Annotated in this window: 22 protein-coding genes; 12 read left to right on the top strand and 10 right to left on the bottom strand. The window is 39.6% G+C overall.

Annotated elements, in window-relative coordinates:
• The first annotated feature begins 80 nt into the window (after positions 1-80).
• Positions 81-1,709, top strand: a complete 1,629-nt coding sequence (gene atwA / locus QW520_06990; GenBank protein MEM0449547.1) for a methyl coenzyme M reductase system, component A2 — start codon at positions 81-83, stop codon at positions 1,707-1,709.
• Positions 1,710-1,714: 5 nt separating this feature from the next.
• A complete protein-coding gene (gene mcrC, locus QW520_06985; GenBank protein ID MEM0449546.1) occupies positions 1,715-2,386 on the top strand; it encodes a methyl-coenzyme M reductase I operon protein C in 672 nt (223 codons plus the stop codon).
• A gap of 47 nt (positions 2,387-2,433) precedes the next feature.
• Here mcrC and QW520_06980 read toward each other — a convergent pair whose 3' ends face one another.
• Positions 2,434-3,006, bottom strand: a complete 573-nt coding sequence (locus QW520_06980) for a hypothetical protein (GenBank protein MEM0449545.1) — start codon at positions 3,004-3,006, stop codon at positions 2,434-2,436.
• A gap of 141 nt (positions 3,007-3,147) precedes the next feature.
• On the opposite strand from QW520_06980, the gene QW520_06975 reads away from it, so the two are divergent.
• From QW520_06975 to QW520_06940, 8 genes are all read left to right on the top strand, one after another.
• Positions 3,148-4,788, top strand: coding sequence for a methanogenesis marker 3 protein (locus QW520_06975; GenBank protein ID MEM0449544.1), 1,641 nt, complete (start codon positions 3,148-3,150; stop codon positions 4,786-4,788).
• On the top strand, positions 4,781-5,209 hold the full coding sequence (locus QW520_06970; protein MEM0449543.1) for a methanogenesis marker 6 protein: 429 nt from the start codon (positions 4,781-4,783) through the stop codon (positions 5,207-5,209). Before QW520_06975 ends, QW520_06970 begins: the two co-directional genes overlap by 8 nt.
• Entirely contained in the window at positions 5,206-5,640 is a 435-nt protein-coding gene (locus QW520_06965; protein ID MEM0449542.1) for a methanogenesis marker 5 protein, read from the top strand. Before QW520_06970 ends, QW520_06965 begins: the two co-directional genes overlap by 4 nt.
• Positions 5,637-6,869 carry a methanogenesis marker 15 protein gene (locus QW520_06960; GenBank protein ID MEM0449541.1) on the top strand — a complete coding sequence of 411 codons (1,233 nt, stop codon included), beginning with the start codon at positions 5,637-5,639 and terminating at the stop codon, positions 6,867-6,869. Before QW520_06965 ends, QW520_06960 begins: the two co-directional genes overlap by 4 nt.
• Positions 6,866-7,477 (top strand): methanogenesis marker 17 protein, encoded by a 612-nt coding sequence (locus tag QW520_06955; GenBank protein ID MEM0449540.1) that lies wholly within the window; start codon positions 6,866-6,868, stop codon positions 7,475-7,477. Before QW520_06960 ends, QW520_06955 begins: the two co-directional genes overlap by 4 nt.
• On the top strand, positions 7,461-8,399 hold the full coding sequence (locus QW520_06950; protein ID MEM0449539.1) for a methyl-coenzyme M reductase family protein: 939 nt from the start codon (positions 7,461-7,463) through the stop codon (positions 8,397-8,399). The genes QW520_06955 and QW520_06950 overlap by 17 nt, the downstream gene beginning before the upstream one ends.
• Before the next feature lie 676 nt (positions 8,400-9,075).
• Complete coding sequence (locus tag QW520_06945) at positions 9,076-9,489, top strand: GIY-YIG nuclease family protein (GenBank protein ID MEM0449538.1); 414 nt, start codon at positions 9,076-9,078, stop codon at positions 9,487-9,489.
• Between the two features lie 42 nt (positions 9,490-9,531).
• The gene (locus QW520_06940; protein MEM0449537.1) at positions 9,532-9,756 is read left to right on the top strand and encodes a hypothetical protein; all 225 of its coding nucleotides are present in this window, start codon (positions 9,532-9,534) and stop codon (positions 9,754-9,756) included.
• A gap of 867 nt (positions 9,757-10,623) precedes the next feature.
• Here the strand turns inward: QW520_06940 and QW520_06935 are convergent.
• Entirely contained in the window at positions 10,624-10,815 is a 192-nt protein-coding gene (locus QW520_06935) for a hypothetical protein (GenBank protein MEM0449536.1), read from the bottom strand.
• A 512-nt stretch (positions 10,816-11,327) separates the two neighbouring features.
• Here QW520_06935 and QW520_06930 point away from each other — a divergent pair.
• Entirely contained in the window at positions 11,328-12,905 is a 1,578-nt protein-coding gene (locus QW520_06930) for an FAD-binding oxidoreductase (GenBank protein MEM0449535.1), read from the top strand.
• Between the two features lie 469 nt (positions 12,906-13,374).
• Here QW520_06930 and QW520_06925 read toward each other — a convergent pair whose 3' ends face one another.
• The 7 genes from QW520_06925 to QW520_06895 form a co-directional block, all read right to left on the bottom strand.
• Complete coding sequence (locus QW520_06925) at positions 13,375-13,524, bottom strand: YHS domain-containing protein (GenBank protein ID MEM0449534.1); 150 nt, start codon at positions 13,522-13,524, stop codon at positions 13,375-13,377.
• Positions 13,521-16,046, bottom strand: coding sequence for a heavy metal translocating P-type ATPase (locus QW520_06920; protein ID MEM0449533.1), 2,526 nt, complete (start codon positions 16,044-16,046; stop codon positions 13,521-13,523). The genes QW520_06925 and QW520_06920 overlap by 4 nt, the downstream gene beginning before the upstream one ends.
• A gap of 753 nt (positions 16,047-16,799) precedes the next feature.
• The gene (locus QW520_06915; GenBank protein MEM0449532.1) at positions 16,800-17,180 is read right to left on the bottom strand and encodes a RidA family protein; all 381 of its coding nucleotides are present in this window, start codon (positions 17,178-17,180) and stop codon (positions 16,800-16,802) included.
• A gap of 20 nt (positions 17,181-17,200) precedes the next feature.
• On the bottom strand, positions 17,201-17,908 hold the full coding sequence (locus QW520_06910; GenBank protein MEM0449531.1) for an HAD family hydrolase: 708 nt from the start codon (positions 17,906-17,908) through the stop codon (positions 17,201-17,203).
• Between the two features lie 400 nt (positions 17,909-18,308).
• On the bottom strand, positions 18,309-19,232 hold the full coding sequence (locus QW520_06905; protein MEM0449530.1) for an isoaspartyl peptidase/L-asparaginase: 924 nt from the start codon (positions 19,230-19,232) through the stop codon (positions 18,309-18,311).
• Between the two features lie 101 nt (positions 19,233-19,333).
• On the bottom strand, positions 19,334-20,656 hold the full coding sequence (locus tag QW520_06900) for a TrpB-like pyridoxal phosphate-dependent enzyme (GenBank protein ID MEM0449529.1): 1,323 nt from the start codon (positions 20,654-20,656) through the stop codon (positions 19,334-19,336).
• 324 nt (positions 20,657-20,980) lie between these two features.
• On the bottom strand, positions 20,981-22,780 hold the full coding sequence (locus QW520_06895) for an adenosylcobalamin-dependent ribonucleoside-diphosphate reductase (protein MEM0449528.1): 1,800 nt from the start codon (positions 22,778-22,780) through the stop codon (positions 20,981-20,983).
• Positions 22,781-23,130: 350 nt separating this feature from the next.
• On the opposite strand from QW520_06895, the gene QW520_06890 reads away from it, so the two are divergent.
• Positions 23,131-23,346 carry a TRAM domain-containing protein gene (locus QW520_06890; protein MEM0449527.1) on the top strand — a complete coding sequence of 72 codons (216 nt, stop codon included), beginning with the start codon at positions 23,131-23,133 and terminating at the stop codon, positions 23,344-23,346.
• A gap of 143 nt (positions 23,347-23,489) precedes the next feature.
• Here QW520_06890 and QW520_06885 read toward each other — a convergent pair.
• The coding region (locus tag QW520_06885; GenBank protein ID MEM0449526.1) for a hypothetical protein at positions 23,490-23,790 on the bottom strand (301 nt) is incomplete at its 5' end.

Raw genomic sequence — 23,790 nt, 5'->3', positions numbered from 1 at the left:
ATGTTAATATTCCTTTTGATTAACACATGTTTAACGTCTGGGCAAAGTTTTATTATTAAACTGGTGCTACGCCAGACTATATGCCCGATGAGGCAGAGCCATTAGTAATCATTGATAATGTCAGTAAGAATTTTAATGGAAATACTGTGCTCAGAGACATCAGCGCTGTAATCTATCCTGGAGATGTGCTTGGGCTTATAGGGAGGAGCGGAGCAGGTAAGTCTGTACTTATTAACATGCTACGAGGTAATCAAGAATATAAGCCCGACATGGGCAGAGTAATTTATAGAATGAATATTTGCAGTTCGTGCGAGCGTCTCGATTTGCCTTTTAAAGGCGCAAAATGTACAAGGTGTGGTGGGGACACAAACCTTATTGATATAGATTTCTGGTCCTTAAGTGAGAATGATAAGATGCGAATCGCTGTAAAACAGCGCATCGCTATTATGCTACAGCGGACGTTTGCTCTTTTTGGAGACATGTCCGTGATTGAAAATGTTTTTGAGGCTATGGATAAGGGATTGACTGATCAGGAGCGCGTGGACAAGGCCATCGAACTCCTAAAAATGGTAAATATGACTCATCGGGTTACGCACATTGCCAGAGATTTATCTGGTGGCGAAAAACAGAGGTGCGTTTTAGCTCGGCAACTTGCCAGAGATCCTTTGATATTCTTAGCTGATGAGCCCACAGGCACTCTAGATCCAGGTACTGCTGAAATTGTACATCGGACTCTTGTAGATATGTCAAAGAAAACAAAGATGGGGATGGTCGTTACTTCGCATTGGCCTAAAGCCATTAACCGTTTGGCAAATAAAGCAATATGGTTAGAGGCCGGAGAGATGATGAAGCGTGGAAATCCGGTAGAGGTGACGAAAGAATTCATGGTTGGATTTGCGCCCAAGGATCCAGAACCCGTCCCTATTGGAGGGCCAATTGTCCGAGTTATTGATGCAAAAAAGTATTATTATTCAATAGTAAGGGGTGTCGTAAAAGCTGTGGATGGTGTAACATTCGAGATAAACGAAAAAGAGATTTTCGGCCTCGTAGGACTTAGTGGAGCAGGAAAAACCACACTTTCGCGTATGATTGCGGGTATAACACCAGGAACCAGTGGCGTAGTCGAAGTTCGTATAGGTGACGATTGGGTGAACATGTATGAAATAGGTGAGTTGGGGAGAGGGAGAGCTACACCTTACATTGGTATTTTGCATCAAGAATATTCGCTATATCCCTTTAACACAGTGTTACAAAATCTTACCTCTTGTATTGGCCTTAAGATGCCAGCAGAATTTGCTAAAATGAAAGCAATTCAGGTGCTATCTAGTGTGGGATTCGAAAAAAAGGACATAGAAAAAATACTTTATGCATATCCAGATACTTTGAGTGTAGGAGAAAAGCAAAGGGTAGCAATGGCATCAGTCCTTATTCGGGAACCGAGGATAATTATCTTAGATGAGCCAACCGGGACTATGGACCCTATAACAAAGTTATCTGTAGCAAAGAGTGTACTAAATGCTAGGAAGGAACTAGGAGAAACTTTCATAATCGTATCGCACGACATGGACTTTGTGGTTAATTGTTGTGACCGAGCTGCAATAATGAAACAAGGTAAGATAGTAGCCTTAGGCGATCCGAAAGAAATTGTTGCTCATATGACTGCCGAGGAAAAAGAAGAAATGATGAAAAGCGGGGTAGAGATCGCTTGAAAGAAATGATTGGGCGTCATACCAAAGTAGTTGAATGTCGTGAATCCAAAGGTCTCGGTGTCGGCGGAGGAATGGCTCAGAGAGCTACCATCTCAGAATCTGGAAGGGATGTAGTTGCCATAGCAATGGGCCCAGGAAAAAGGCATATAACAAAGCCTGTATGCGAGATTACTTATGCCTTAAGGGAAGAAGGCATCGATACCTCAGTCATCGTTATTAATGCGGGAGCAGGGGTTCCACATGATGCACCTGATGTTTCAACCGGTTCAATATTTGGATTGGATGAAATTGAGATCAAACGCATTCAGCAATTTAAGATTGCAATAATTCATTTAGGAAACGTTCGAAATCATATCATCTATAAAGCAAGGCTCATTTTGCGTAATGTGGATATACCAGCTATTATAGTATGCCAGGCTCCTGTGGATTTTGAGGATTTCGCGAAAATCGGTGTGAAAACTCGCGTCGTGATGCCACGCCCAGAAAATATTGGAACTAAGGGTGTAATAGTCGATATCGTTACTGGAGTTGTAAGGGGAGTCACATGTCCACAACATAAGCTTGATGAGATAATATCCAAAGTCAAAAAGCATTTGCCTTTAAAATCAGGTGAAAAAAATTACAATGTAGCTACTAAATTTCAACCTTTCTCTAATGGCATTACAGTTACAGAATAATTAAATTAGGAAAATTTTAGCTAACATACATCGAACTTTATAGGTTCCTATTGCTTCTTAATATCGAAACCAACGAGATGCGTCCAATGATTTTCCAACAAATATCCAAGTTTCTCCCTAATGAATTCATCTGCCAATGTGGAAACACTTCCTGACACGACGTTTTCAACTCCCTCGATGTCATCTAAGTAATGAAAATCAACAGCAGGTAATACAAATCTAGGTTCTCCTCTGATATTTACGTCGGAATACAGCACGAAATCTTCACTCAGGAAGCAAACGTTGTCCTTTTTCTTTAACTCTTCCAATCTACTCGGATTAACCCATTCTCCTATAACTTGACCTTCCTGGTCTTCTAAAAAAACCAAACTTTTACTCAATGATAGGATAAGTGTCTCCCCTTTTACCACTATAACAAACTGTTCTTCTTTGCTCATGCATGACCAAACACCTTTGTTTATAAAAGGCATAAGTCCTCCACAAGCTCCGTTATCTTCGGCTGCCTTTTCCAAGGCTATTATATCTCCTTTAAATTTCTGGTCTAGATATTGAAAAGCCACTATTCCGGGAATTTCTTCTATTTTTTTTCGCACTACTTCTTTTACCTTTTCTTTATCCATAGGGCTATTAAAGCCATTTGCACAATAAAATAGTTTCAGCCATGTAGAATTAAATTTTAAGACTTGATAAAATGAGAATGAACGAAATAGTATCTATTTGCATGGGGATGATGATGAAAAGCATTTTAAGGCTAATGGCCGATGAACCACGTCCAGATGATAATAACAGTAAACGGTATTAAAAAGGAAGTGCCCGTTTCCACCACTATTAGAGATGTCATAGAGGACCAACCATATCAGATCGGCAGCCTTATTGCAGTGCTGAAACCTATCGAAGCTATCAAAAAAGAAACCAGGGAATTTGAACTGGTTACCCCAAGAGGAAAAATGGGATTGAAGCTGAACGATTCAAAATACGCCGATCTTTTCCGTGAAATTTTATCTGATATTAAGGGCAAAGCGATAAGATGGCAAACTTCAAAGGTAACAGCCATTGGCTCCTTTCCTACTCAAATAGAGTTGAGCAGGGATAGAGCCTTTTACAATCGGTATGATTGCTTTTTTGCATTAGGTGGTTTTGACTCACGAACTTCATATTTAATGATAGCTCGTCAGAACCATGAAGGCATATATGGTGCCGCTGGTGCAATTATTGGACGCATTACAACTGGGCGTCATCTTTTAAATGAATTAAAAGAAGGAGAGGTCATACTCGATATAAAACCGATAATAGAAGAGCTATCAGAGAGAAACGCATTCGTGACTGATGATCTAACGCAAACTCTTGAAGATGGAATGAGTGTCGAAACTTATATATCAATACAATTAGAGCGAGCATCTCCCGTAAATTCTGAACATTTATTGGTAATTACTCAAAAAGGAAGCATCCCGATAGATGAGAGGACTGAAACTTATTCCGCTTGTTCTCAGAACCTTGACGTGAAATTAGTACCTGAATTGACTAGTGTCAGGGAACCTGGCATGGTAACGGTACGACATGAGGGGTCGGGACAAGGTAGAGTATATTTCTACAAGACTCGCCGTCAATTAGCGCCATCGCATTCAAAGGTCGGAATAGTAATTAAAGGAATGGAATTGTTGAGGCTTTCACCAGCTGGATCCAAATTAACTGTGTTGACCGAACCTCGTCGAGTTATGGTGATAGGAATGACCCAAATCCAGGGTCAAGAGGTTCTCAAGTCTTTCGGTCTAAATCAAGTGAGAGAAGGAGACACAGCAGATGATGCAATTATCGTCGAGCAAGAGCCAGAGCTTACTATGGAAGCTTTGTACAGCGATCATATCGAGACTTATGGGGTGAGGCCTGAAAAAGTAAATGAAATTTTATTAGATGATGCAAAAGCTCCCCATGGTACCAGATATTTCAGGAAAATGACGGGTCTCGATCATAAACCAATTGGGACTTTGAAAGTACACTTTACCTTCGAAGACATGCCTATGATAACCTTTGAAGGAAATTATTCTGAGGCTGGTCACTTGATTCCGGAAAACGAATTCAAAGATAAGGCGATGAGGGGTGATATCGGAATTACGAATATGTCGCGGCCAAACCGCGGACTAATAGGAGTAAGATTGGAACCGAGTGAAGAATTCGGACCTACAGGTGAGGAAAGATACGGAACGAATATGGTGGGGAAGGTTACTAGCAGTCTGGATGATATGATGAAAGGACTTAAGGAAGGGGACATCGTGTATGTGCGGGAGGCACAAGAAAAAGAGCCACCATCTAAAAAAACAAGCAAACGAGCCAAGTCTAGATTAGCTAATTCAACAGAGAGGAAAATTAGGGGAAAATCAAAAGGGGAAGGTAGCAATGGCTAAGGAAGATTGGGAGACTCGCATGATAGTCATCTCCCCCTCATCCTCCATCACACCCGATCAGATAACACGCACTGTTCATTCATTAGGATTGAATATAACAGTAAAAGAGACTTGTTATGGAGCAATGATAGAAGGTAAAAAGGATGATGTCCGAAAAGCTTTGAAATCGATCCGCAATCTTGATCCAGATAGAATTTTCACTAAAATTCGTGGTTTCCCCATAGGCGATACGCGAAGGTGCCGAGCTCACCATGGATCTAGACCGGGTTTCACGCAGTTGGAAAAAGAATGGGAATGTCTGAGATTGATCGAAAAGGGAATTTCAGCTTCAGCTCGTGGTGAACCTATTTGTGAACCAAATCAAGTAAAGAAGCTACCTATCAAAAAATTACGCGAAATCATTGATGAGGTGTCGAAATGAAAGTATTCATCGTCCCACCTAATAGCCTAATCTTATTCGATCTGGTAGAAAGGTATGGGCATGAACCTCTTAGTTTAATGGGAGCAATTCATGAAAGAGTGACAAATCCGGAGATAGAATCTCCTCCAATCAATGTGACCCCAGAGGATGTGAAGAAGGGATTAAAATATGCAGGAATTGAGGTACCATCAGGCATAAGAGGTCGTTTGGCTGTTTGGGGTCCGTTGATTGATCAAGCGGATGCAGCGATAATCATGGAGGATGCTCCGTTTGAATTTGGTTGTGTAGGTTGTCATCGAACAGATGAGATGGTTCGCTATTACATAAAAAAGAGAAAGATACCTCACATCATAGTCAAATATCCTACTAATGAGGATGAAGCCAAGATAATGGTTGCCAGGATCAAAGAATTCTTGGAGGGCTTGAAGTGATAAAGGTTGCGCAGCTTTCTTGTGGTACGGAGTACTCAGGGGTACAGGCAGAGATTGAGAAAGCAGCCGCCACTGTGGGAGCAAAGATGGTATATCCAGATGTCGATGCCAAAGATATCGAAAGCGCTGTGGAAAAATTCGGGTTCAATCCTACTAGTGCTCAGCTCAAGTTGATGATCGCACGTGCTGTCGCTATAACAGAAGGCAAGTATGATGCTGATGCAGTTTTTATCTCATCCTGCTTCCGTTGCGCTGAAGCGGCCTTAATACGTAATGAGTTAAGAAGATGGATTCAGGAGCATTCTCGCCTCCCAGTGGTTACATATTCTTTTACAGAAAGGACCAAGAGTGGCCAATTGCTCACCAGGATGGAAGCTCTAGTTACTATTGTTGAGAGAAAAGAGCTTTTGGCTAGGGAAAGGCAGGTTGGTCTGACTGCTGGTATTGATTCTGGAAGTTCTACAACTAAAGCCCTTATCATGCGCGATAACGAAATAATTGGAAAATTTTGGCATCCCACAGGCGAAGTTATACAATGCGCCGAGGAGGCTTTAGAGAAAGCCTTATTAGAAGCTGGAGTCAATCGAAATCAATTGGAAGCTATTGGCGTAACTGGATATGGCAGATTCACCATCGGTAAGAAGCTCAAATGTGATTTGGTACAGGAGGAGCTGACCGTAAACTCAAAAGGTGCAGTGTGGCTAGCAGATCGACAAAAAGGCGAGGCAACAATAATAGACATAGGAGGCATGGATAATAAAGCGATTACTGTTAGAGATGGCATTCCAGACAATTTTACTATGGGAGGTATATGCGCCGGTGCATCAGGTCGCTTTTTAGAGCTAACAGCGAAACGCCTGAAGATAGATATCTCAGAACTTGGCGCGATGGCTGATAAGGGAGACTATAGGAAAGTTCCCATGAATTCATATTGCTCTATTTTTGGAATTCAGGACCTTGTAACATCACTAGCCGCAGGGCATTCCCTTGAGGATGTGGCCGCGGCGGCCTGTCATTCGGTAGCTGAGCAAATTTATGAGCAGCAATTGCAAGAAATTGATGTGCGTCATCCAGTGATCCAGGTAGGGGGGACTTCATTAATCTCTGGGTTAGTGAGAGCAGTGGGGAATGTAGTTGGTCAGGAGCCAATCGTTCCGCCCAACTCACAGTATATTGGGGCTGTAGGCGCGGCCTTGCTTTCATCGGGATTCCTCGAGGGTCATAGATGAATATAGTCGTAGAAGGATCAGAAGATTATGGCAATGAGATCTATGCCGAGCTTTTCGAACGCATCTTGATCGACTTAGGTTTAACTAACAGAGTGGAAGGCGCCAAATTGCTTATTTATCCAGAAAAACATCTATTTGTTGTTTCCGTTCGAATGAGACGAGCGCGTCAAGCTTTAAAGATTCCTGAAATGGCAGACTTAAGCGAAAGGGATGGAGCGACTTATATCGCAATCAGAAATGAGAGCTATGCGCCTCCATTATTGGCTTTGCTTTGGAAGCTCTTTGGGAGGGAAAGGATTGAACAACTTAGCCGGCTAGAAATTTTGGCACATGGCATCCCTATTTCACGCCTTGAGAATTTAGAGCTAAATCCAGGAGAGGAACTGAGAAAGGAGGTATTGGATGCCATCTGGAGACTTCTACCTGAAGGATTTAAAGTCAGGCGTAACCTCATTGCAGATGATGTGATGACAGTCATTTCCACAGAACATGAGATGCAGGATGAATTCATGAAGATAGGTGAAGCTTTGCATCGAGAAATGGTCCAGGGCCTCAATTTGGAAACGGAAAAAAGAAGCTATCTCGGGGAGGATGAGATGGATGTATGAGGTCCTGATGTTCGATGGAGGAGTATACCGTGTAAATGAATTATATGAGCTTGTGGAGGATATAGGTGGCTTCATCATTCAGAAGACTCAGATCCAAGTAATGATCACAGTGACCATGGCCATTCCATCTGAAGATCGCGGGGCAATCGAGGCAAAAGCTAGAGAGTTAGGGGGGAAATTGGTTGAAGTTCCATTGGCAGGTACTGAGATCGTGGTGGTTGGACCTACACTGGGCAGACATCATATGCCTCATCCCATATGTGATATAGCAGAACATTTGCGTCGTTATGGGGCCATAACAGTGGTTATGGGTCTGGCGAGGGGAAAAGGTAGACAAACAGCGCAAATAAGTGCTGATGAGAAAGCCTTTATTGAGGAGTTCGATGCGGCCGTTTTCGTGTTAGGAAATTTTGCCGATTGCATAGTTAAGGATAAAATAAGATTGTTCGAAAAAATTGAGATACCTGTAGCTGTGGTCTGTGGTCCTGAGATCCCCTCTCTTCCTTTTTGTGAGGCACTAGTCACGGGAGTGGGACGTAAAGTAGAGAGAATGCGCCGAGCTGAAGAAATCGCTAAACTGGAGGAGACAGCCAGGGCGGTACAAAAGATTATTCAGCAGAAAAGGAAGGAAATCGAGGAAGATCCCCTATTCGTTCATCCTGCAGAGGTTAAACAGCGCATAGAAACTTTAGATTATGTAAAAGAATCCCTTCGTCCCGCTCCAATCGTTCTGCATTTGGACGGTTTAAGAGTTAAGGTTCCATATGACAAGGCAAGGGAGGATATTTGCAATTTGGATGTTTTCGATCGCAAGCTCTGCGATATAGCCACCATCACTCCATCACGCTTAGGAGGAAGCACGCTGATTAAAATCATGACAAAATCTCAAGTGGAAACTAGAACTACCTTGAGCCTGAACTAATAAAATATTTTTTCCATTGCCTAGAGTAACCTCTAGCTAATTCTTAGAATGGATTTGGATGTAGATAGACTTTGTTCATTCTTAGAAAAGGGAGGAAATACTGAATTCCTATTGAATAAGTGCTTGGAAAGAAAAAAGGCTAAGTTGAAAGGAAATAACATTTTTCACTTTGACTGAAAGAACGTCATTCGCATTGCGTTTTCTGCATTGAAATCGGTAACGCAGGAATTTACGCTTTAAACGGTGTAATGCAGTCGATATTTCCTAAACTATCCAGCGCTGATATCATATTTATTTTCGGCGCCATTTCTTCTAACATATAACAGGCGCTTGCACTAAGGCGCTTCTCTGTTACACATTATTTTTAGCGGTATATGACCATAAATTTAAACGAAATATGGGTGGAGCGCAAGCAGGTCATGAGTTTTTCTATTTATCTGCTTAAATTGATAACATTGCACAAGTTGATATTTCTAAGTTAGATCCTCAGCCATTTATTTTTTTAACAAAATTGGAGAGGTCGGAAGGGAGGAGGAGGCAAAATGAGGAGCACCAGACATGTAGGAGAAAGATTCATAAGGACAGTCTCGCGCTTTTATAATTACAAGAATAAAATAGGGGTCATATAGCTTTGAAATCGGAATTAATCAAGGACCAAGGGTCATACCTCCTCGTTATGGAGCTGGATGAGAACAAAATAATTTGTGTGGGGGCTTTAGGAGAGGTGGAATTCGACAAAGGTATCTACATCTATGCAGGAAGCGCTCTTAGTTCTTTAAAAGCAAGAGTGGGCAGGCATTTTTCTAAGAAGAAAAATTTGCACTGGCACATCGATTACTTTTTGAAGGAAGCAAGACCAATTGAAGCTCTCATAATTAGAGGCAACGAGAGAATGGAATGTCTTCTTAATGAGATGGTATCTAATCTCTGGGGAACGCAACCATCATATCCTGGTTTTGGATCCTCTGATTGCTCTTGTTTAACCCATTTACACAAGGCAGGTGTTGTTAATGTTAAAAGCCTCGAGCTTTTCCTTCCTGAAAAAATTACAACTCATGATATATTTTTAAAGCAAGAGAATTTTATCTGATGCTAAATAGATACATATGCAGGATTATTTGGAGGGCGTTCGATGTTTGGCGGAAAAGAAGAGAAACTAGAAAGAAAAATAAAAGAACTTAACGCCATTAAGGCAGAATACCGCCAACAGCTTGATGATGCAGAAAGACAATTAAGAAATGGAGAGATAGATAAGGAACAATTTATAAAGATTAAGGAACGCATGGAAGAGCATTTTGAACGTTTGAACGAAAAAATAAGGGAGACGAGAGAGAAATTAAATATAATTAAAAAATAATATTTAAATAATAATTATTTATAGATTAATTGTTAGTAAGTACGATTTTTTGAAAAGTTAAAATTTAAGTCATAAAATAGTAAAAATAACTTAATATATATAAATCCTCTTATTTTAATTCGAAAGTCTTCTTATCCAATTTTAATTTTTTATTTTATAATATCTAAAATTTGCCTCCTATATAATTATATAAATTGGTTAATATTATCTCGATTTTCTCTCAATTCTCGTTTATTCTCATTAAAATGCGTTTGTTCAAAAATGTGGAATGAGACATTGAGATTACAATCACGAAACTTCGAAATTTGGTAATTAATCTGGTAAAGTTAAAGATTTATAGGATGGTTAATGATATAGTATTTGCCCGGAGGCGGAATGCAACTGGGGAATCTAGATTAGAGCCTGTATCATCTGAGGATGATACCCGCGGAATCTAGATCCATCCAAGATCTACGGATCTTGGTCCATCAATCCCGTCGAAGCTCGCGACTTCAACGGATGATGATGGATTCAAAAGCTGATCATCAGATCCCTTCGGGAGAACTGATGAAGCTGGAGAGATGGATGTCGGATCGACCTCGAAGGTGAAAGCTTCTGCAGAAGTTATCGCCCAAGAAGCTTCCGACTAAGTACCCAGAGGCGCCGTAAGCTCCGGGCATATTGATTTTTTGAAAATTGATATGATTATGAGAATTTCGTAGCAATTAATTTTTTTAAAATACAACTCTTCTGAGGTTTAGCATATGTCTCAATCACAAAGATTAAATAGTATGGATGATAAAATAGATATGCCTGGGGGCGGAAAGGCTCTAGAAGGCGAACGGAATAACAAGGGTCGCTAAGATCGATTACTTGGTCCGTTCGGTCCTATGCATCATGAGCACCATGATGTTCTGCCTTCCCTAAGGTGATAACTTGGGAAAGCAGAGCCATCCAGATGGCGCAGGCTGCGTTTATCTGGTGTGGAATGGGACATCGACCGCCGTGCTGAGTCGCCATTTTGAGGAATGGCGAAGTGGGGTCGTCGAATCTTTCCGGAGCAACGTAAACCCCAGGCATAATACGATTTTCATCTAAATCGATATAGAATAATCTTTATGTTGGAGCATCCTCTTTATTTTTAAGAAAAAATTGAAAAAAATGAATTTTTATTATTGATATATATTTTAAATTGAATTTCCAAAGAATAATTTAGAAAATTAGTTTAATTTTTATAATATAAAGTAAAAAATCAAAAACAATCGCAAGATTAACTTCTTTATTAATTTATTTCAAATTGTATACACTCATCGATCTTTTTAATCTTCGGCGGCTAGTCAAATATTCAAGGTTCAAAATAATCTGATTTTTTTAAATATATATTTAAATTTAATAAATAAAATTGTTTCAAAATTTAACCGCTCAATTTATCAAATAATTGAATTTTTTAATGTTTTATAACCTTTTAATCCTAATATGATTTGATTCAATAATCCAGTAGATGAAACTAGATGTTCTTTGGAAGTGGAATTTAAATATAGCATAGACTATCCCCAGACAGGTTCGCTATTTAATTTAACGAGGGATAATCGATGGCAGCTGCTGAGGAAAAGGTCGTCCGGGACGCCCCAATCGGTGCGGTCAAAAAGCTTGAGGCCGCGATAGGGAAGGAAAATGTGAAGACTAGCAAAATGGAGAGATTGCTTTACAGCCATGATATGGCACCATTGCCAAATATAGCCCAATTGGGCTTCTTGAATATTCCTGATATAGTAGTACGTCCTCGTAGCACCTCTGACGTTCAAAAAATCGTCCAAATTGCTAATGAGGAAGGTATACCGATAGTTCCCCGTGGGGCCTCCAGTTGGGGTTTGGGAGGTAGCATGCCAGTTTTTGGGGGAATAGTAATTGATCTTGCAGGTGGTATGAATAAGATCTTGGATATCGATGTCGACAATCTTTGCTGTACGGTAGAAGCCGGAGCAGATTATAAGAAAGTATATGAAGCGTGTCTTGCCAAAGGCCTTTTACTTGGCTCATATCCAAGCTCTTTTCCAAGTGCTACTATTGGAGGTTGGATAGCCAAAGATGGTGTCGGCATAGGCTCTTATAAATATGGAGGGCCAGGTTTGAATCTCCGCAGTATGGAAGTGGTCATGCCTGACGGCTCTGTTTGCGAGACTGGATTTAGAGATGTAGCCGACAATTCAGCTGGTTATAATCTAAATGCTCTCCAAGTAGGAGCAGAGGGCACATTGGGTGTAATAACGAAGGTGACTCTAAAGCTACAACCTTTCGGAGGAACAATCAAAAATGTTTCGTACGCGTTTTCGAAATTGCAGGATTTAGCACCTGCCCTTTGGGAATTATGCCGATCTCAAGTTATTCCATTGCATATCGCTTTTTCTGACGGCAAACACTTCGATTATCTTAGAAAAGCAGGAAAACATGCGCCTGAAGTTGGGACGATATTAAATATTGCCTTTGAAGGTTCAAAAGAGAATGTGGAAAGGGACGAGGCGGCTGTCGATGCAATGATTTCCAAACATGGAGGAAGGAAAATGCCGCCGGAGGTGGGACAACACGAATGGGATGAGCGTAGCTACGAGTTCAGGTCCAGGGAAGTAGGATTAGGATGCATCCCAGGGGAAATTGTAGTAAGATTAAAAGACTTTAGCATTGTCGCCGATAAATGCTACAAGCTCCTTGATGAATTCAAAATGGATGGAGCGATAATAGGCATAATGTGCGATCGTAATACAGTCATGTTCATGCCTTATTACTTCTTCAACCCAGATTCATTGCTCCAGATGACTTCATATGCTTTTAACAAAAAAATATCTGACATCTCTTATGAGCATGGAGGCAGACCTTTAGGATTCGGAGCTTTCTTCGCTTCAAATCTTGAAATCATACGTGGCAAAGACAATGTCCGTCAGATGAAAGCCATAAAAAATGCTTTGGACAAAAAGGAGATAATGAACCCAGGGAAATTACTGGAAATGAAGACCCGTTATGGAATAACAGTCTCTTCCAAACTTTTTGAGCTGGCTATGGATGGTGCAGGTTTAGCGAAAAAAGCTCTTCCCAAAAGCAATGAGTTTGAAGAGAAAGCTGAAATATATGAGGAAGAAAGGAAGAAAAAGGGTCTAGGCGGTCACCAGCATTAGGGTTGGTGTAAAGACACCTTTAAACCATTTAAATTCTTATCTTATTTTTTATGCGATATAATATTATCTGCTCAATATGTTTTTGAATTTCCCGTTGAATCGAATGAGCCAAAAAAATGAGTAGGGGTTTTATTGCAAAATCGGAATGAGCGCCTATTATATTAAATGGGAATTGCTTTTTTTCTCACTCGAAAGATTTGTTAAAAATTCCATCAACTAGCCACGAAATGTAACAATGATTACACCATTTATCATACATAATAAGGCAGTCAATTTGGCATCGAAATCATTTCACTCATTTCCATTGTAAGGAATGTTTTCTAAAAAGGCCGGGCTACAAATTCATCACAACAGGAAGGCCCTAATCGATGAAAGTTTTGATCACATTTTCAGCATTTCATCTCTTACCTCATTGAAAAAATTGTATTTCACCTATAAATCGATTTAACTCTTGCAACTCAATATATCATCAAGCCTTAGACCATTTCTCTGGATCCGAATCGAATTTTTTCTTGCAACCTGGAGCGCAGAAATAATATTTCTTGCCTTTATACTCGGATGTCCACTTAGCCGTTTTTTCTTCAACCTCCATTTTACATATCGGATCTATAGCCGTCATTTCTTCACCTCACTAGTGTATTTCCTCACGATTTCTGGTGTGTAACGTTTTAAGAGGGCTGCATTCGTTACTACAGAAACTGAACTCATCGCCATAGCTCCAGCTGCGACGATTGGTGGGAGCAGAGCACCAGTGAATGGGAAAAGCAATCCTGCAGCAATAGGTATCCCTGCTGTGTTGTATCCAAATGCCCAAAATAAATTCTGACGTATCTTTGCCATGGTCTTTCGGCTTAATTGAATCGCAGCGACTACATCCCTTGGGTCGTTTTTTATTAGAACGATATTTCCTGATTCCATGGCTACATCAGTACCTGAACCAATGGCGATTCCTACATCTGCCTTTGCTAGAGCGGGGGCATCATTCACGCCATCGCCAATCATAGCTACTACCTTGCCCTGCGCTTGCAATTTTTCAATCTCTTTTATCTTTTCCTCTGGAAGTACTTCTGCCATGACGTTCTCTACTTCCAAAAGTTTACCAACAACCAAAGCTGCTCTTTTGTTATCACCTGTTATAATTGCTACTTCTATCCCCATCCGCTTCAATTCATCCACTGCTTCTTTAGAGGATGGTTTCAATACATCCGCGACCCCAATAATTCCTATTATATCGTTATTTTTAGCAACTAGCATGGCTGTCTTGCCTTCATCCTCTAACCTACTTGCCATCTCTTCCGGGAAATTGGTATTAATCTTATAGTCTTCCATTAGGCGCCTATTGCCAATTAATATCTTCATTCCATTCATTGAAGCTATAACGCCCTTGCCAGGTATCGATTCGAAATCTTCTGGATCCCTTAATTCAAGGTTCATTTCTACAGCTTTTTTAACTATCGTCTTTCCCAATGGATGCTCCGAACCCTTTTCTGCAGACGCAGCGATAAATATAAGCTCATTTTCACTTACCGAATAAGGAATTACATCTGTTACCTCAGGCTCTCCCTTAGTCAAGGTCCCTGTTTTATCAAATACAGCAACTTGAATTTTACCAGCAATCTCTAAAGCCTCCCCATTTTTTATTAAAATCCCTAACTCTGCTCCTTTCCCTGTACCCACCATAATAGCTGTTGGCGTTGCCAGTCCTAAAGCGCAAGGACAGGCTATAACTAAAACTGATATGAAAGCTGTAAGGGAGAAGGCGAATCGAGGAGCTGGCATAATAAAAAATAAATCATATGCGAAAAAATACCAAATAGTAAAAGTTGCTAAGGCAATTAGAATAACGATCGGAACGAATATACTTGCTACCTTATCTGCTAGCCGTTGTACAGGTGCTTTAGATGCCTGCGCATCCTCGACAAGCTTCACGATTTGAGCAAGGGTTGTCTCTGATCCAACTTTAGTGGCACGAGCTTTTAGAAAACCACTCCTATTAATCGTTCCTCCTAATATCTCGGCACCGGGTCCTTTTTCAACTGGGGTGCTTTCACCAGTTATCATCGACTCATCAACGGCAGACTGACCTTCCATTACCAGACCATCAGTGGGGATTTTTTCACCTGGTCTGACGAGGAAAATATCTCCAACAACTAGATCATCCACTGTTACTTCAACTTCAACATCGTCCTTAAGGATACGGGCAGTTTTAGGCTGAAGATCCATCAATCTTCGTATTGCCTCGGAGGTGGAGCCTTTCGCTTTGCTCTCTAGATACTTACCAAAAAGTATCAAAGTTATAATCATTGCCGATGTATCGTAATATATATCTTGAAATGGAACGAGTGGCGGGAAAAAGGTTACAGCAACACTATAAAAATAGGCAGCACTAGTACCAACAGCGATTAAGGTATCCATATTTGCTTTTCGATTCGAAAGCGCCTTGAACGCCCCTTTATAAAAGCGATATCCTGCAATGAATTGGACCGGCGTTGCCAGAATAAATAGTATATAATTTCCATAGTGCATAATTAAATGTTGATCGCCAAATGACGCGAACATCATAAGCATGGACAAGATCATGGTTGGTATGGAAAGTGCAAGGGAAAAAGCAAGCATCATTTTTTGACGTCTAGTTTCCAATCGTCGCAATTCCCTTTCGGCATCTATATTCTCTGCTTCTATGACTTCGTAGCCTGCATCGATTATTGCTCTCTTTATCTGACCTAGTCTTACCATTTGAGGATCATACTTTACTTTTACATTTTCTAAGACCAGATTAACTATAGCAGAATGCACCCCTTGAAGGCCCATCAAAGCTTCTTCCACTGTATTGGCGCAAGATGCACACGTCATCCCACCGATAGAAATCGTAGCTTCGCTGACTAATGCCTCATATCCTGCTTCCTTCACCGCATTAACCATCTTATCGATATCGGTCTTTTTAGGGTCATAGATAACAGTAGCACGCTCAGTCGCAAGGTTTACTGTGGCTTTCTCTACACCTTCAAGATCAGACAATCTTCTTTGGATGGTTTCAGCACAAGATGCACATGTCATTCCTGCAAGGCCGAAACTCGACATTCTGGTTTTCTTATAGTTATCTTTTGACTCACTTTCCGAGTCTTCTTTTATCTCCATCATGTTCAATAAGTGCTGAATCAATTGAAGTAAATTACTATATTCATTTATAGTTCAGATAAATCATTTACGCTTAAATAATAAATCAAAATGCTTATTTCCAGATTTTATCTCATAAGCAAAGTTTTAAAATAAAAAATAAATATCATTGAGATGCGGATAATATTTTTTAAGAGCCTTAATGGAATCGATATTTAAATATTTCGTATTTTTAAACCTGTTTGAGTACCTGAGTTGGGTGGATAACTTACAAATTATTGTCGAGCTTACCTACTTTTAGCAGCAACGTTGAATTATGTGAAAAGTTTGGTGCAATTAAATAGATTATAAGGCATTCTTTGGCGCTAAGAGTCTGTGAGAATCAACGTCATTAAAATAATGGTCTGTCCAGTCAGCACCCACCCCATATGAGAAAAATTGGCTGAAAGCAATCATATAGGAAGAGCAATTATTTCAACAATTATCGCATTTATATTCGATTTTACTCGAGCTAATAATTATTAATGGATTTTAAATTTTGTAATATTATATTAAAGAAATAATTATTAATACATTTAAATTATTAATAGAAGATATGTGTGGTGAAACTTAGGCATCATGTTGAAGATGAACTTAACTAGTTTAATGGTGTGCGATTTCTAAGTTGAGCCATATTAAGGTATTAGCGCAAAATTTTAAATGAATTTCAATAAATATAATGTATGCTAATCTTAGTGCGCTAAACCTAATAAAAAATAAATTAAATCTAAAAGATGTTCAACAAAACGAAGCTATAGCCTCTATCTCTATCTTAGCCCCCAATGGTAGTCTAGAAACCTCTACGACTGAACGTGCTGGGGTCGATAATTGAAAGAATGATGCATAAACAAGATTCATTTCCTTGAATTCAGTTAAATCAGTCATGAACACGATTGTCTTTACAACATCTTTTAAACTTAAATTTAAAAGTGATAATATTGCATTGATATTTTTTAGACATCTAGTTGTTTCAGCTCCAATTCCTCCCTCTACTAATTGCCCTGTACTGGGATCTATACCCAATTGACCTGAAACGAAAACAAGGTTTCCACACTCCATAGCCTGGGAATACGGGCCTATAGGTCTAGGTGCATCATTGGAAAAAATGCTTCTTGACATGTTTTAGTATAATAAGCATTTCAAGATATTAAATTGCTCGCGAATCTATCCCTGATATATTTTGGAAGTTCAGCAATACTCTGTAATATTGTATTACAACCATGATTCAGCCACATTTCTTTTGTTATTTGGCCGGTGAGAACACCTAAAAATTGAGCCCCAGCAGCCTTAGCGCATTCCAAATCCATCACGTGATCACCGACGTATAAACAATTTCGTGGCCTCTCGTTAATGCTCTGAGCCGCTCTTTCTAGTGCTAAAGGATTTGGCTTGGCTTCTTCTAATCGATAATCATCCCTGCAAATGTAGTAACTGATATACTTATTCATTCCTGTGATAGCCAAGACCTTGCTTGCATATTCTCTGGAAGCTCGCGTTAGTATTGCTGTGGGTAAGCCCCATCTCTGCATTTCATAGAGCACTTCTTTCGACCCAGTGATTGGGCGTATATGGTCAATAGCTTTAATTTCAATAGATGTTAGTATGGTATTTATTTCATAATCGATTTCTTCTTCATTTTTATATTTTTTATTATATAATATACTTTTTTTGCCATAATAAATATTATCTGTAATAGTCCAGGATAAGTCAACGCTAGAATGGTCAGCCCCCATCTCAATAAGCTTTTTTACAATAGCCATTCTCATACCATAATAATCTATACCACTTTTTACTAGCGTGTCGTCCAAATCAAAGATTATGGCTTTTATAGTTCTCAAGGCTCCCATCTGTCGAAGTCATCTCCTGCTTCTGAATTATCTCTATGCAGAATTGCTTTCTTATTATTGGGAAGTTGTGTTTTTAATCCTCGTTCTATGTTATTTTTAAATGGGATCCAAATTTCCACTTTTTCGTATATATAGAATCTTGTAGAGCGTAATCCATCACCTTTTTTTATGCTATTCTATAAAGTGAGTATTCTTAAGAAAAGACGCTCTTCATACAACATAAGACGTTTATAATGATCTTTGAGCTAGCATTTGCATTAATATATTTAGTGTAATAATTTCCATTAATATTCTAAAAACAGATATGGAAAAATTTGTTTTATTTCAATAATGGTTTGCCAGGCGCTATAACTTTTTTAAATATTTTCTAAAACTATTTTAAAAAATTTTATCATTTTTCTTATAGTGATTTTACTTCAGCCCCAAGGTGACCAGAAGCGTCTACCCAGCCGATTGCCATATGTGGTGTATTGAATGAATAGGCCATTTTCCCTTCTTTAGAAATTAAAATGACCCCCCCAAAGCCATTTACTCTTTTCTCTAAATATAAAATAGAATCTTTTACTGCAGACCACTCAGTTTTTCCTCGTTCAAGGAAATCACACACCTTTCTTGCTAATACAGTCTTCATTATCGACTCCCCCCATCCTGTTGCTGAAACGCCTCCTATATTGCTATCAGCATAATTTCCGCAACCAACTAAAGGTGAATCACCAACTCTCCCTGCCATTTTATTCGGTGTCCCTCCAGTAGATGTCGCTGCTGCTATCAACCCCTCGCTGTCTATAGCCACTGCCCCAACTGTACCTTTTTGCTTATAATCTCCATCGGCCTTCCTAAAAAAGGATTTCTGATCGAAAGTTTTACTGGCCTGGATAGACCTCCATCTTTCCAATTCGCGGCAGGTCAGCAATTCTGGTACTTCTATCTCTTCCATTCCTATGGATCGTGCGAAGCGCAGCGCCCCTTCACCTACCAGCATGCAATGTGGAGTGTTGTCCATAACTGCTCTTGCCAATGAGACGGGATGTAAGATATGTTGTACTGCAGCCACAGCCCCTAATCCCAAATCGTCTCCTTCCATAATGATTGCATCTAATTCGATTTCGCCGTCTTTGTTTAGAAATGAACCTCTACCAGCATCAAAAGTAGGATCTTCTTCCATATGTCGTACTGCATTCTCGACTGCATCAATGGCGGATCCCCCATTTAGCATTTTACGGTATCCAGCGGCAGCGGCTTGCTTGCATCCATTCTTATGATTTTCATGAGCTTCCAAGGGTATGTCCCATGCCCCCCCATGTACAATTATTGCCGGTCTCAAATCATCACATCCATTCCGGAAGTAATATTGTATCAGATAAATATGTTTAAAATTGAAAAATAATATCGCGTTTGGTTTTTTTTGATATTATTCAAAGTTGCTTATGAATTTTCATTCATTTTTCCACTCAGATAATTGGCATAACCACTCATATCTAATAGGCCATGGCCTGAGAGATTAAATGCAATAACTTTCTCCTCATTATTTTCCTTTGCTTTTCTTGCAAGTTCTATCGCGACTGCGATGGCATGGGTGCTCTCTGGTGCAGGGATTATTCCTTCTGTTTGGGCAAATAAAATACCTGCGGAAAACGTCTCTTTCTGAGGAACGCTCTTTGCTTTTATTAGGCCTAATTTTGCCGCTAGGCTTACAGTTGGAGCCATACCATGGTATCTTAGACCCCCAGCGTGAATAGGTGAAGGCATGAAATCATGTCCGAGAGTGTACATTTTAAAAAGTGGAGTTAGTCCAGCTGTATCTCCGAAGTCATAACGATATTCTCCTTTAGTAATAGATGGAACTGATGTCGGCTCCGCCGCAATAAACTCAGTTTCGATAGACCGGTCTTTTAGCTTCTTACCTAGCATTGGGAAGGCAAAACCTGCGAAGTTGCTTCCACCACCTACGCACCCTATCATATAATCTGGGACCACATCGATCTTCTCAAACTGCTTTATTACCTCCTGTCCTATGACAGTCTGATGTAACATTACATGATTTGCAACGCTTCCCAGTGAGTATTTGCAGCTGTCTGAATGTACTGCTGTTTCAATGGCCTCACTAATTGCAATGCCTAGTGATCCTGTGTTTTGTGGGTTTTGCTCCAATAGTTTTCTTCCAAATTCTGTTTCCATAGATGGAGAAGGGTACACTTTTGCACCGTATGTTTCCATCACATATCTTCTATAAGGCTTCTGGTCGTATGAGACTCGAACCATGAACACCTTACAGTTCAACCCAAATATGCGGCAGGCTAGGGCCAACGAAGACCCCCATTGTCCAGCGCCGGTCTCTGTTGTAAGGTTTTGAATGCCCTGTCTCATATTATAAAATGCTTGGGCTAAAGCCGTATTTGGTTTATGACTTCCAACGGGTGAGAGATCTTCTCTTTTAAAATAGATTTTAGCCGGGGTCTTTAACGCTTTCTCCAATCTGATAGCTCTTACCAATGGGCTGGGTCGATTTAACATTATTAATCTATCTCTGACTTCTTCTGGAATGTCTATATATCTTTCAGTCGACATTTCTTGCCTAATAATCTCATCAGGGAAAATAGCACGAAATTCTTCAAATTTCAAAGGCTCTTTAGTACCTGGATTTAATGGTGGTGGAAGCGGCTCAGGTAAATCAGCTACTATATTATACCATTTTTTAGGTATATCGTCCAAGTCCAAAGTCACTCGGATGTCTGTTTTTGACTTCATGTCTCAGTGTAATCGTTAGTCAATATATAACATTTTTGAGTATAAATGTATAATATTGTGCATTTAAAACTAACTCCTAATAAATATTTAATCATGCATTTATGTATAATGAAAAATTAGGTGGACCGACTTCGGACCAAAATAGGAGAGGGGGGAAAGCACCTAACGGAGGGAAAGGCGTCTTTGTTGCCCGAAGCCGGTGGTTGCGTTGCGTTGAATTTAACGCCCGCTGATACCTAACTCCTTTCGTAACTTTATAAACATAGTCATCTGGCAATCAATCTTGATTATTATATTATAGTTAATTTTGCAAAAGTTTAAGATTCAACTCGTAGCGTATCCGCAAGCTGGACAAACCAATGCCCCCTCTTCATATCTCATTAATGATCCACAATCTGGGCAAGGAGCCTGGAATTTAACGGAAGTAAGAACTTGCGATGGCCTTGACCCCTCTCGATATACAGTTATACCCTTACATCCAAGTTCATGGGCTTTCAAAAACACTTCTCTAACATCTTCAACACGCGATTGTCTGGGCAAATTGATCGTCTTAGACACAGCATTATCTACATATTTTTGAAAAATAGCTTGCATTTGCACTTGTTCAAGAGGTGGAATATCAAAACTGGTGACAAAAATCTCTTTTATATCTTTCGGAATGGTTTCAATTCTCGAAAGAGAATGTTCTCTTGCTAATTTTTCCATTAACACCTCGTTAAAAAACCCTCTTTCTTTAGCCACTCTTACAAAATAAGGATTCACTTCCTGAAGGTGCGTTCCTTCCATAACGTGCTTTACATACGTAATGGCATAGAGAGGTTCTATGCCGCTTGAACATCCAGCTATCATGCTAATTGTCCCAGTAGGTGCAATAGAGAGCAATGTAGCATTCCGCCTTTTAGACATTATAGGGCCTTTAGCACGTGGGAAACAACCTCTTGTCGAAGCGATATTTTCAGAGGTCCTTATCGCTTGATCTCTAATGAATGAAATTATTCTCTCTGCTATTTCGAATGATTCCTTGGAACCATAGCGAATTCCTAACTTCAATAATATATCCGCAAATCCCATGATACCTAATCCTATTTTGCGATTACCATGTACCACTTCATTAATTGCTGGTAAAGGATATCTACTGACATCAATCACATTATCAAGAAAACGAATTGCTACATCCACGATAGATGCGAGTCTGTCCCAATCTATTTTGTAATTTCCGTCATCAATTAAAAATCTATTCAAGTTGATGGAACCTAGATTACACGCCTCATAAGGGAGAAGAGGAACCTCCCCACAGGGATTGGTTGCTTCAATAGGACCTTGGTCAGGTGTAGGATTAGCTGCATTAATGGTATCAATAAAAATCATACCAGGATCTCCACTCCTCAATGCCGAACTACAAATCTGATCCATTATAGATGAAGCATCTCGTCTGCCAACCGCCTTACCCGTTCGTGGATTGATTAATTCATATTCCTGTTTCCTTCTAACTCGCTCAATAAATTCATCTGTTGCTGCAACTGAGATATTGAAATTGGGAAAAGAACGTAGGTCGTCTTTGCAATGAATAAAGGCTTCTATATCTGGATGATCCACCCGTAAAATCCCCATAGAAGCCCCTCTTCTTCTCCCGCCTTGTTTAATGGCTTCAGTCGCAGCATCAAAAACCCTCATGAATGAAATCGGCCCTGAAGCTATACCCGCCGTTGATCGAACGACATCTCCTTGAGGTCTAAGGCGAGAAAATGAGAAACCTGTTCCTCCTCCAGATTGGTGAATAATAGCTGCATTCTTAATGGCTTCAAATATACTTTCAATGCTATCCTCTATAGGTATTACAAAGCAGGCAGCTAATTGTTGCAATGGGGTTCCAGCATTCATTAGCGTAGGTGAGTTTGGAAGAAAATCTAGACTTCTCATTACTTGGTAAAATTCTTCTTCTTCTGAACGGCGTGAGCGGCCATCATTATAAAATTCATTAGCAGAAGCAACATTTTTGGCCACTCTTCTGAAAAGATCTTCTGGTGTTTCTACAATTATGGAATTTTCGTCTCTAAGGAGATATCGATGTCGAAGAACAGCTACTGCATTCGGCGTTAGCTCTGGGAATGCTTGGCCTTCCATATTTAATACATTTCTTTAGGATGAGATTAATTCTTTCTAATATTATTGGTATAAACATTAAAGCATTCATATTATATGGTTATGAGTATATTTCATTTCGGGAGAATACGGAATCTTGCGATACGTAACTAGAATCGAGGTTCTACCAGAATATATGCCAATGAAAGCAATCGATTATTTCGATTCGGACGGCTCGGATTTCGTTGAAAGCTCAGTTCGGGTCATGTCATTAAAGGGGAATAAGGAATAATGATAATTAATATCTCAACAACAAAAGAAATGAAAATCGAATTGATTTCCCAAGGTCTAGGTCGCGAAATTTCGTCATTCCTCTATGGGATCGGGTAAAGATGTCTAATGAATATATTCAAAGTAGCAGAGAGATAATAACCATTGAAGAAGGTAAGGAATATCATGTTACGGTTGTTGATGTAGGGAAGCAGGGTGATGGCATTGCTAGGATAAACGGCCTCATTATATTCGTTCCAGGAGGCAAGCCTGGTGATGAAATTGATATTAGAATAATAAAATTGGGACGACGATGTGCTTTTGCAGAAAAAATATAAATTTTTTGAATTAGGAGGTGAATTATTCGAATTCTTTTCAAATTATAAAAATGATTAATTATTTTTATTTCCTCAAAGCAAATCAAACATTTTTAATAATAAATTGTCAGGGGTTTTACAAGAAAATAACTTTTTCAGTGCTGTTAATTTTTATAATTATTCTTTTTTCTATTCAAGATTTCAGCTATTCTCAAATTTTTAATGCTGTCGATTATTTTATCTGAAGTATAGAATCCCTTATTACTGAACCATGTGTTAAAAAGTGAGAAAGGAGTAACTTCGAAAACTTGTTTTTCGAATTGTACTTCTTTGATTTTGCTAGATGACCTTAAAGGATCCACGCAATTAAAAGGTAAAATTTTATTCTCTGCTGCCACTATATTGCAACTAATACCAGACTCACGACAAGCCAAGGCCAGCGATCGTGTACCAATTTTATTTACA

The organism is Methanomassiliicoccales archaeon (assembly GCA_038740345.1).
Taxonomy (GTDB): Archaea; Thermoplasmatota; Thermoplasmata; order Methanomassiliicoccales; family UBA472; genus JAJRAN01.
Note: the sequence above shows the minus strand (reverse complement) of the source record. Positions and strands in the feature narration are given on the sequence as shown.

Bases quoted from the DNA above. Each gene is read 5' to 3' on its own strand.
- atwA (MEM0449547.1), top strand. From the start codon at position 81: ATGCCCGATGAGGCAGAGCCATTAGTAATCATTGATAATGTCAGTAAG.
- mcrC (MEM0449546.1), top strand. From the start codon at position 1,715: ATGATTGGGCGTCATACCAAAGTAGTTGAATGTCGTGAATCCAAAGGT.
- QW520_06980 (MEM0449545.1), bottom strand. From the start codon at position 3,006: ATGGATAAAGAAAAGGTAAAAGAAGTAGTGCGAAAAAAAATAGAAGAA.
- QW520_06975 (MEM0449544.1), top strand. From the start codon at position 3,148: ATGAACCACGTCCAGATGATAATAACAGTAAACGGTATTAAAAAGGAA.
- QW520_06970 (MEM0449543.1), top strand. From the start codon at position 4,781: ATGGCTAAGGAAGATTGGGAGACTCGCATGATAGTCATCTCCCCCTCA.
- QW520_06965 (MEM0449542.1), top strand. From the start codon at position 5,206: ATGAAAGTATTCATCGTCCCACCTAATAGCCTAATCTTATTCGATCTG.
- QW520_06955 (MEM0449540.1), top strand. From the start codon at position 6,866: ATGAATATAGTCGTAGAAGGATCAGAAGATTATGGCAATGAGATCTAT.
- QW520_06950 (MEM0449539.1), top strand. From the start codon at position 7,461: ATGAGATGGATGTATGAGGTCCTGATGTTCGATGGAGGAGTATACCGT.
- QW520_06945 (MEM0449538.1), top strand. From the start codon at position 9,076: ATGGAGCTGGATGAGAACAAAATAATTTGTGTGGGGGCTTTAGGAGAG.
- QW520_06940 (MEM0449537.1), top strand. From the start codon at position 9,532: ATGTTTGGCGGAAAAGAAGAGAAACTAGAAAGAAAAATAAAAGAACTT.
- QW520_06935 (MEM0449536.1), bottom strand. From the start codon at position 10,815: ATGCCTGGGGTTTACGTTGCTCCGGAAAGATTCGACGACCCCACTTCG.
- QW520_06930 (MEM0449535.1), top strand. From the start codon at position 11,328: ATGGCAGCTGCTGAGGAAAAGGTCGTCCGGGACGCCCCAATCGGTGCG.
- QW520_06925 (MEM0449534.1), bottom strand. From the start codon at position 13,524: ATGACGGCTATAGATCCGATATGTAAAATGGAGGTTGAAGAAAAAACG.
- QW520_06920 (MEM0449533.1), bottom strand. From the start codon at position 16,046: ATGATGGAGATAAAAGAAGACTCGGAAAGTGAGTCAAAAGATAACTAT.
- QW520_06915 (MEM0449532.1), bottom strand. From the start codon at position 17,180: ATGTCAAGAAGCATTTTTTCCAATGATGCACCTAGACCTATAGGCCCG.
- QW520_06910 (MEM0449531.1), bottom strand. From the start codon at position 17,908: ATGGGAGCCTTGAGAACTATAAAAGCCATAATCTTTGATTTGGACGAC.
- QW520_06900 (MEM0449529.1), bottom strand. From the start codon at position 20,656: ATGAAGTCAAAAACAGACATCCGAGTGACTTTGGACTTGGACGATATA.
- QW520_06895 (MEM0449528.1), bottom strand. From the start codon at position 22,780: ATGGAAGGCCAAGCATTCCCAGAGCTAACGCCGAATGCAGTAGCTGTT.
- QW520_06890 (MEM0449527.1), top strand. From the start codon at position 23,131: ATGTCTAATGAATATATTCAAAGTAGCAGAGAGATAATAACCATTGAA.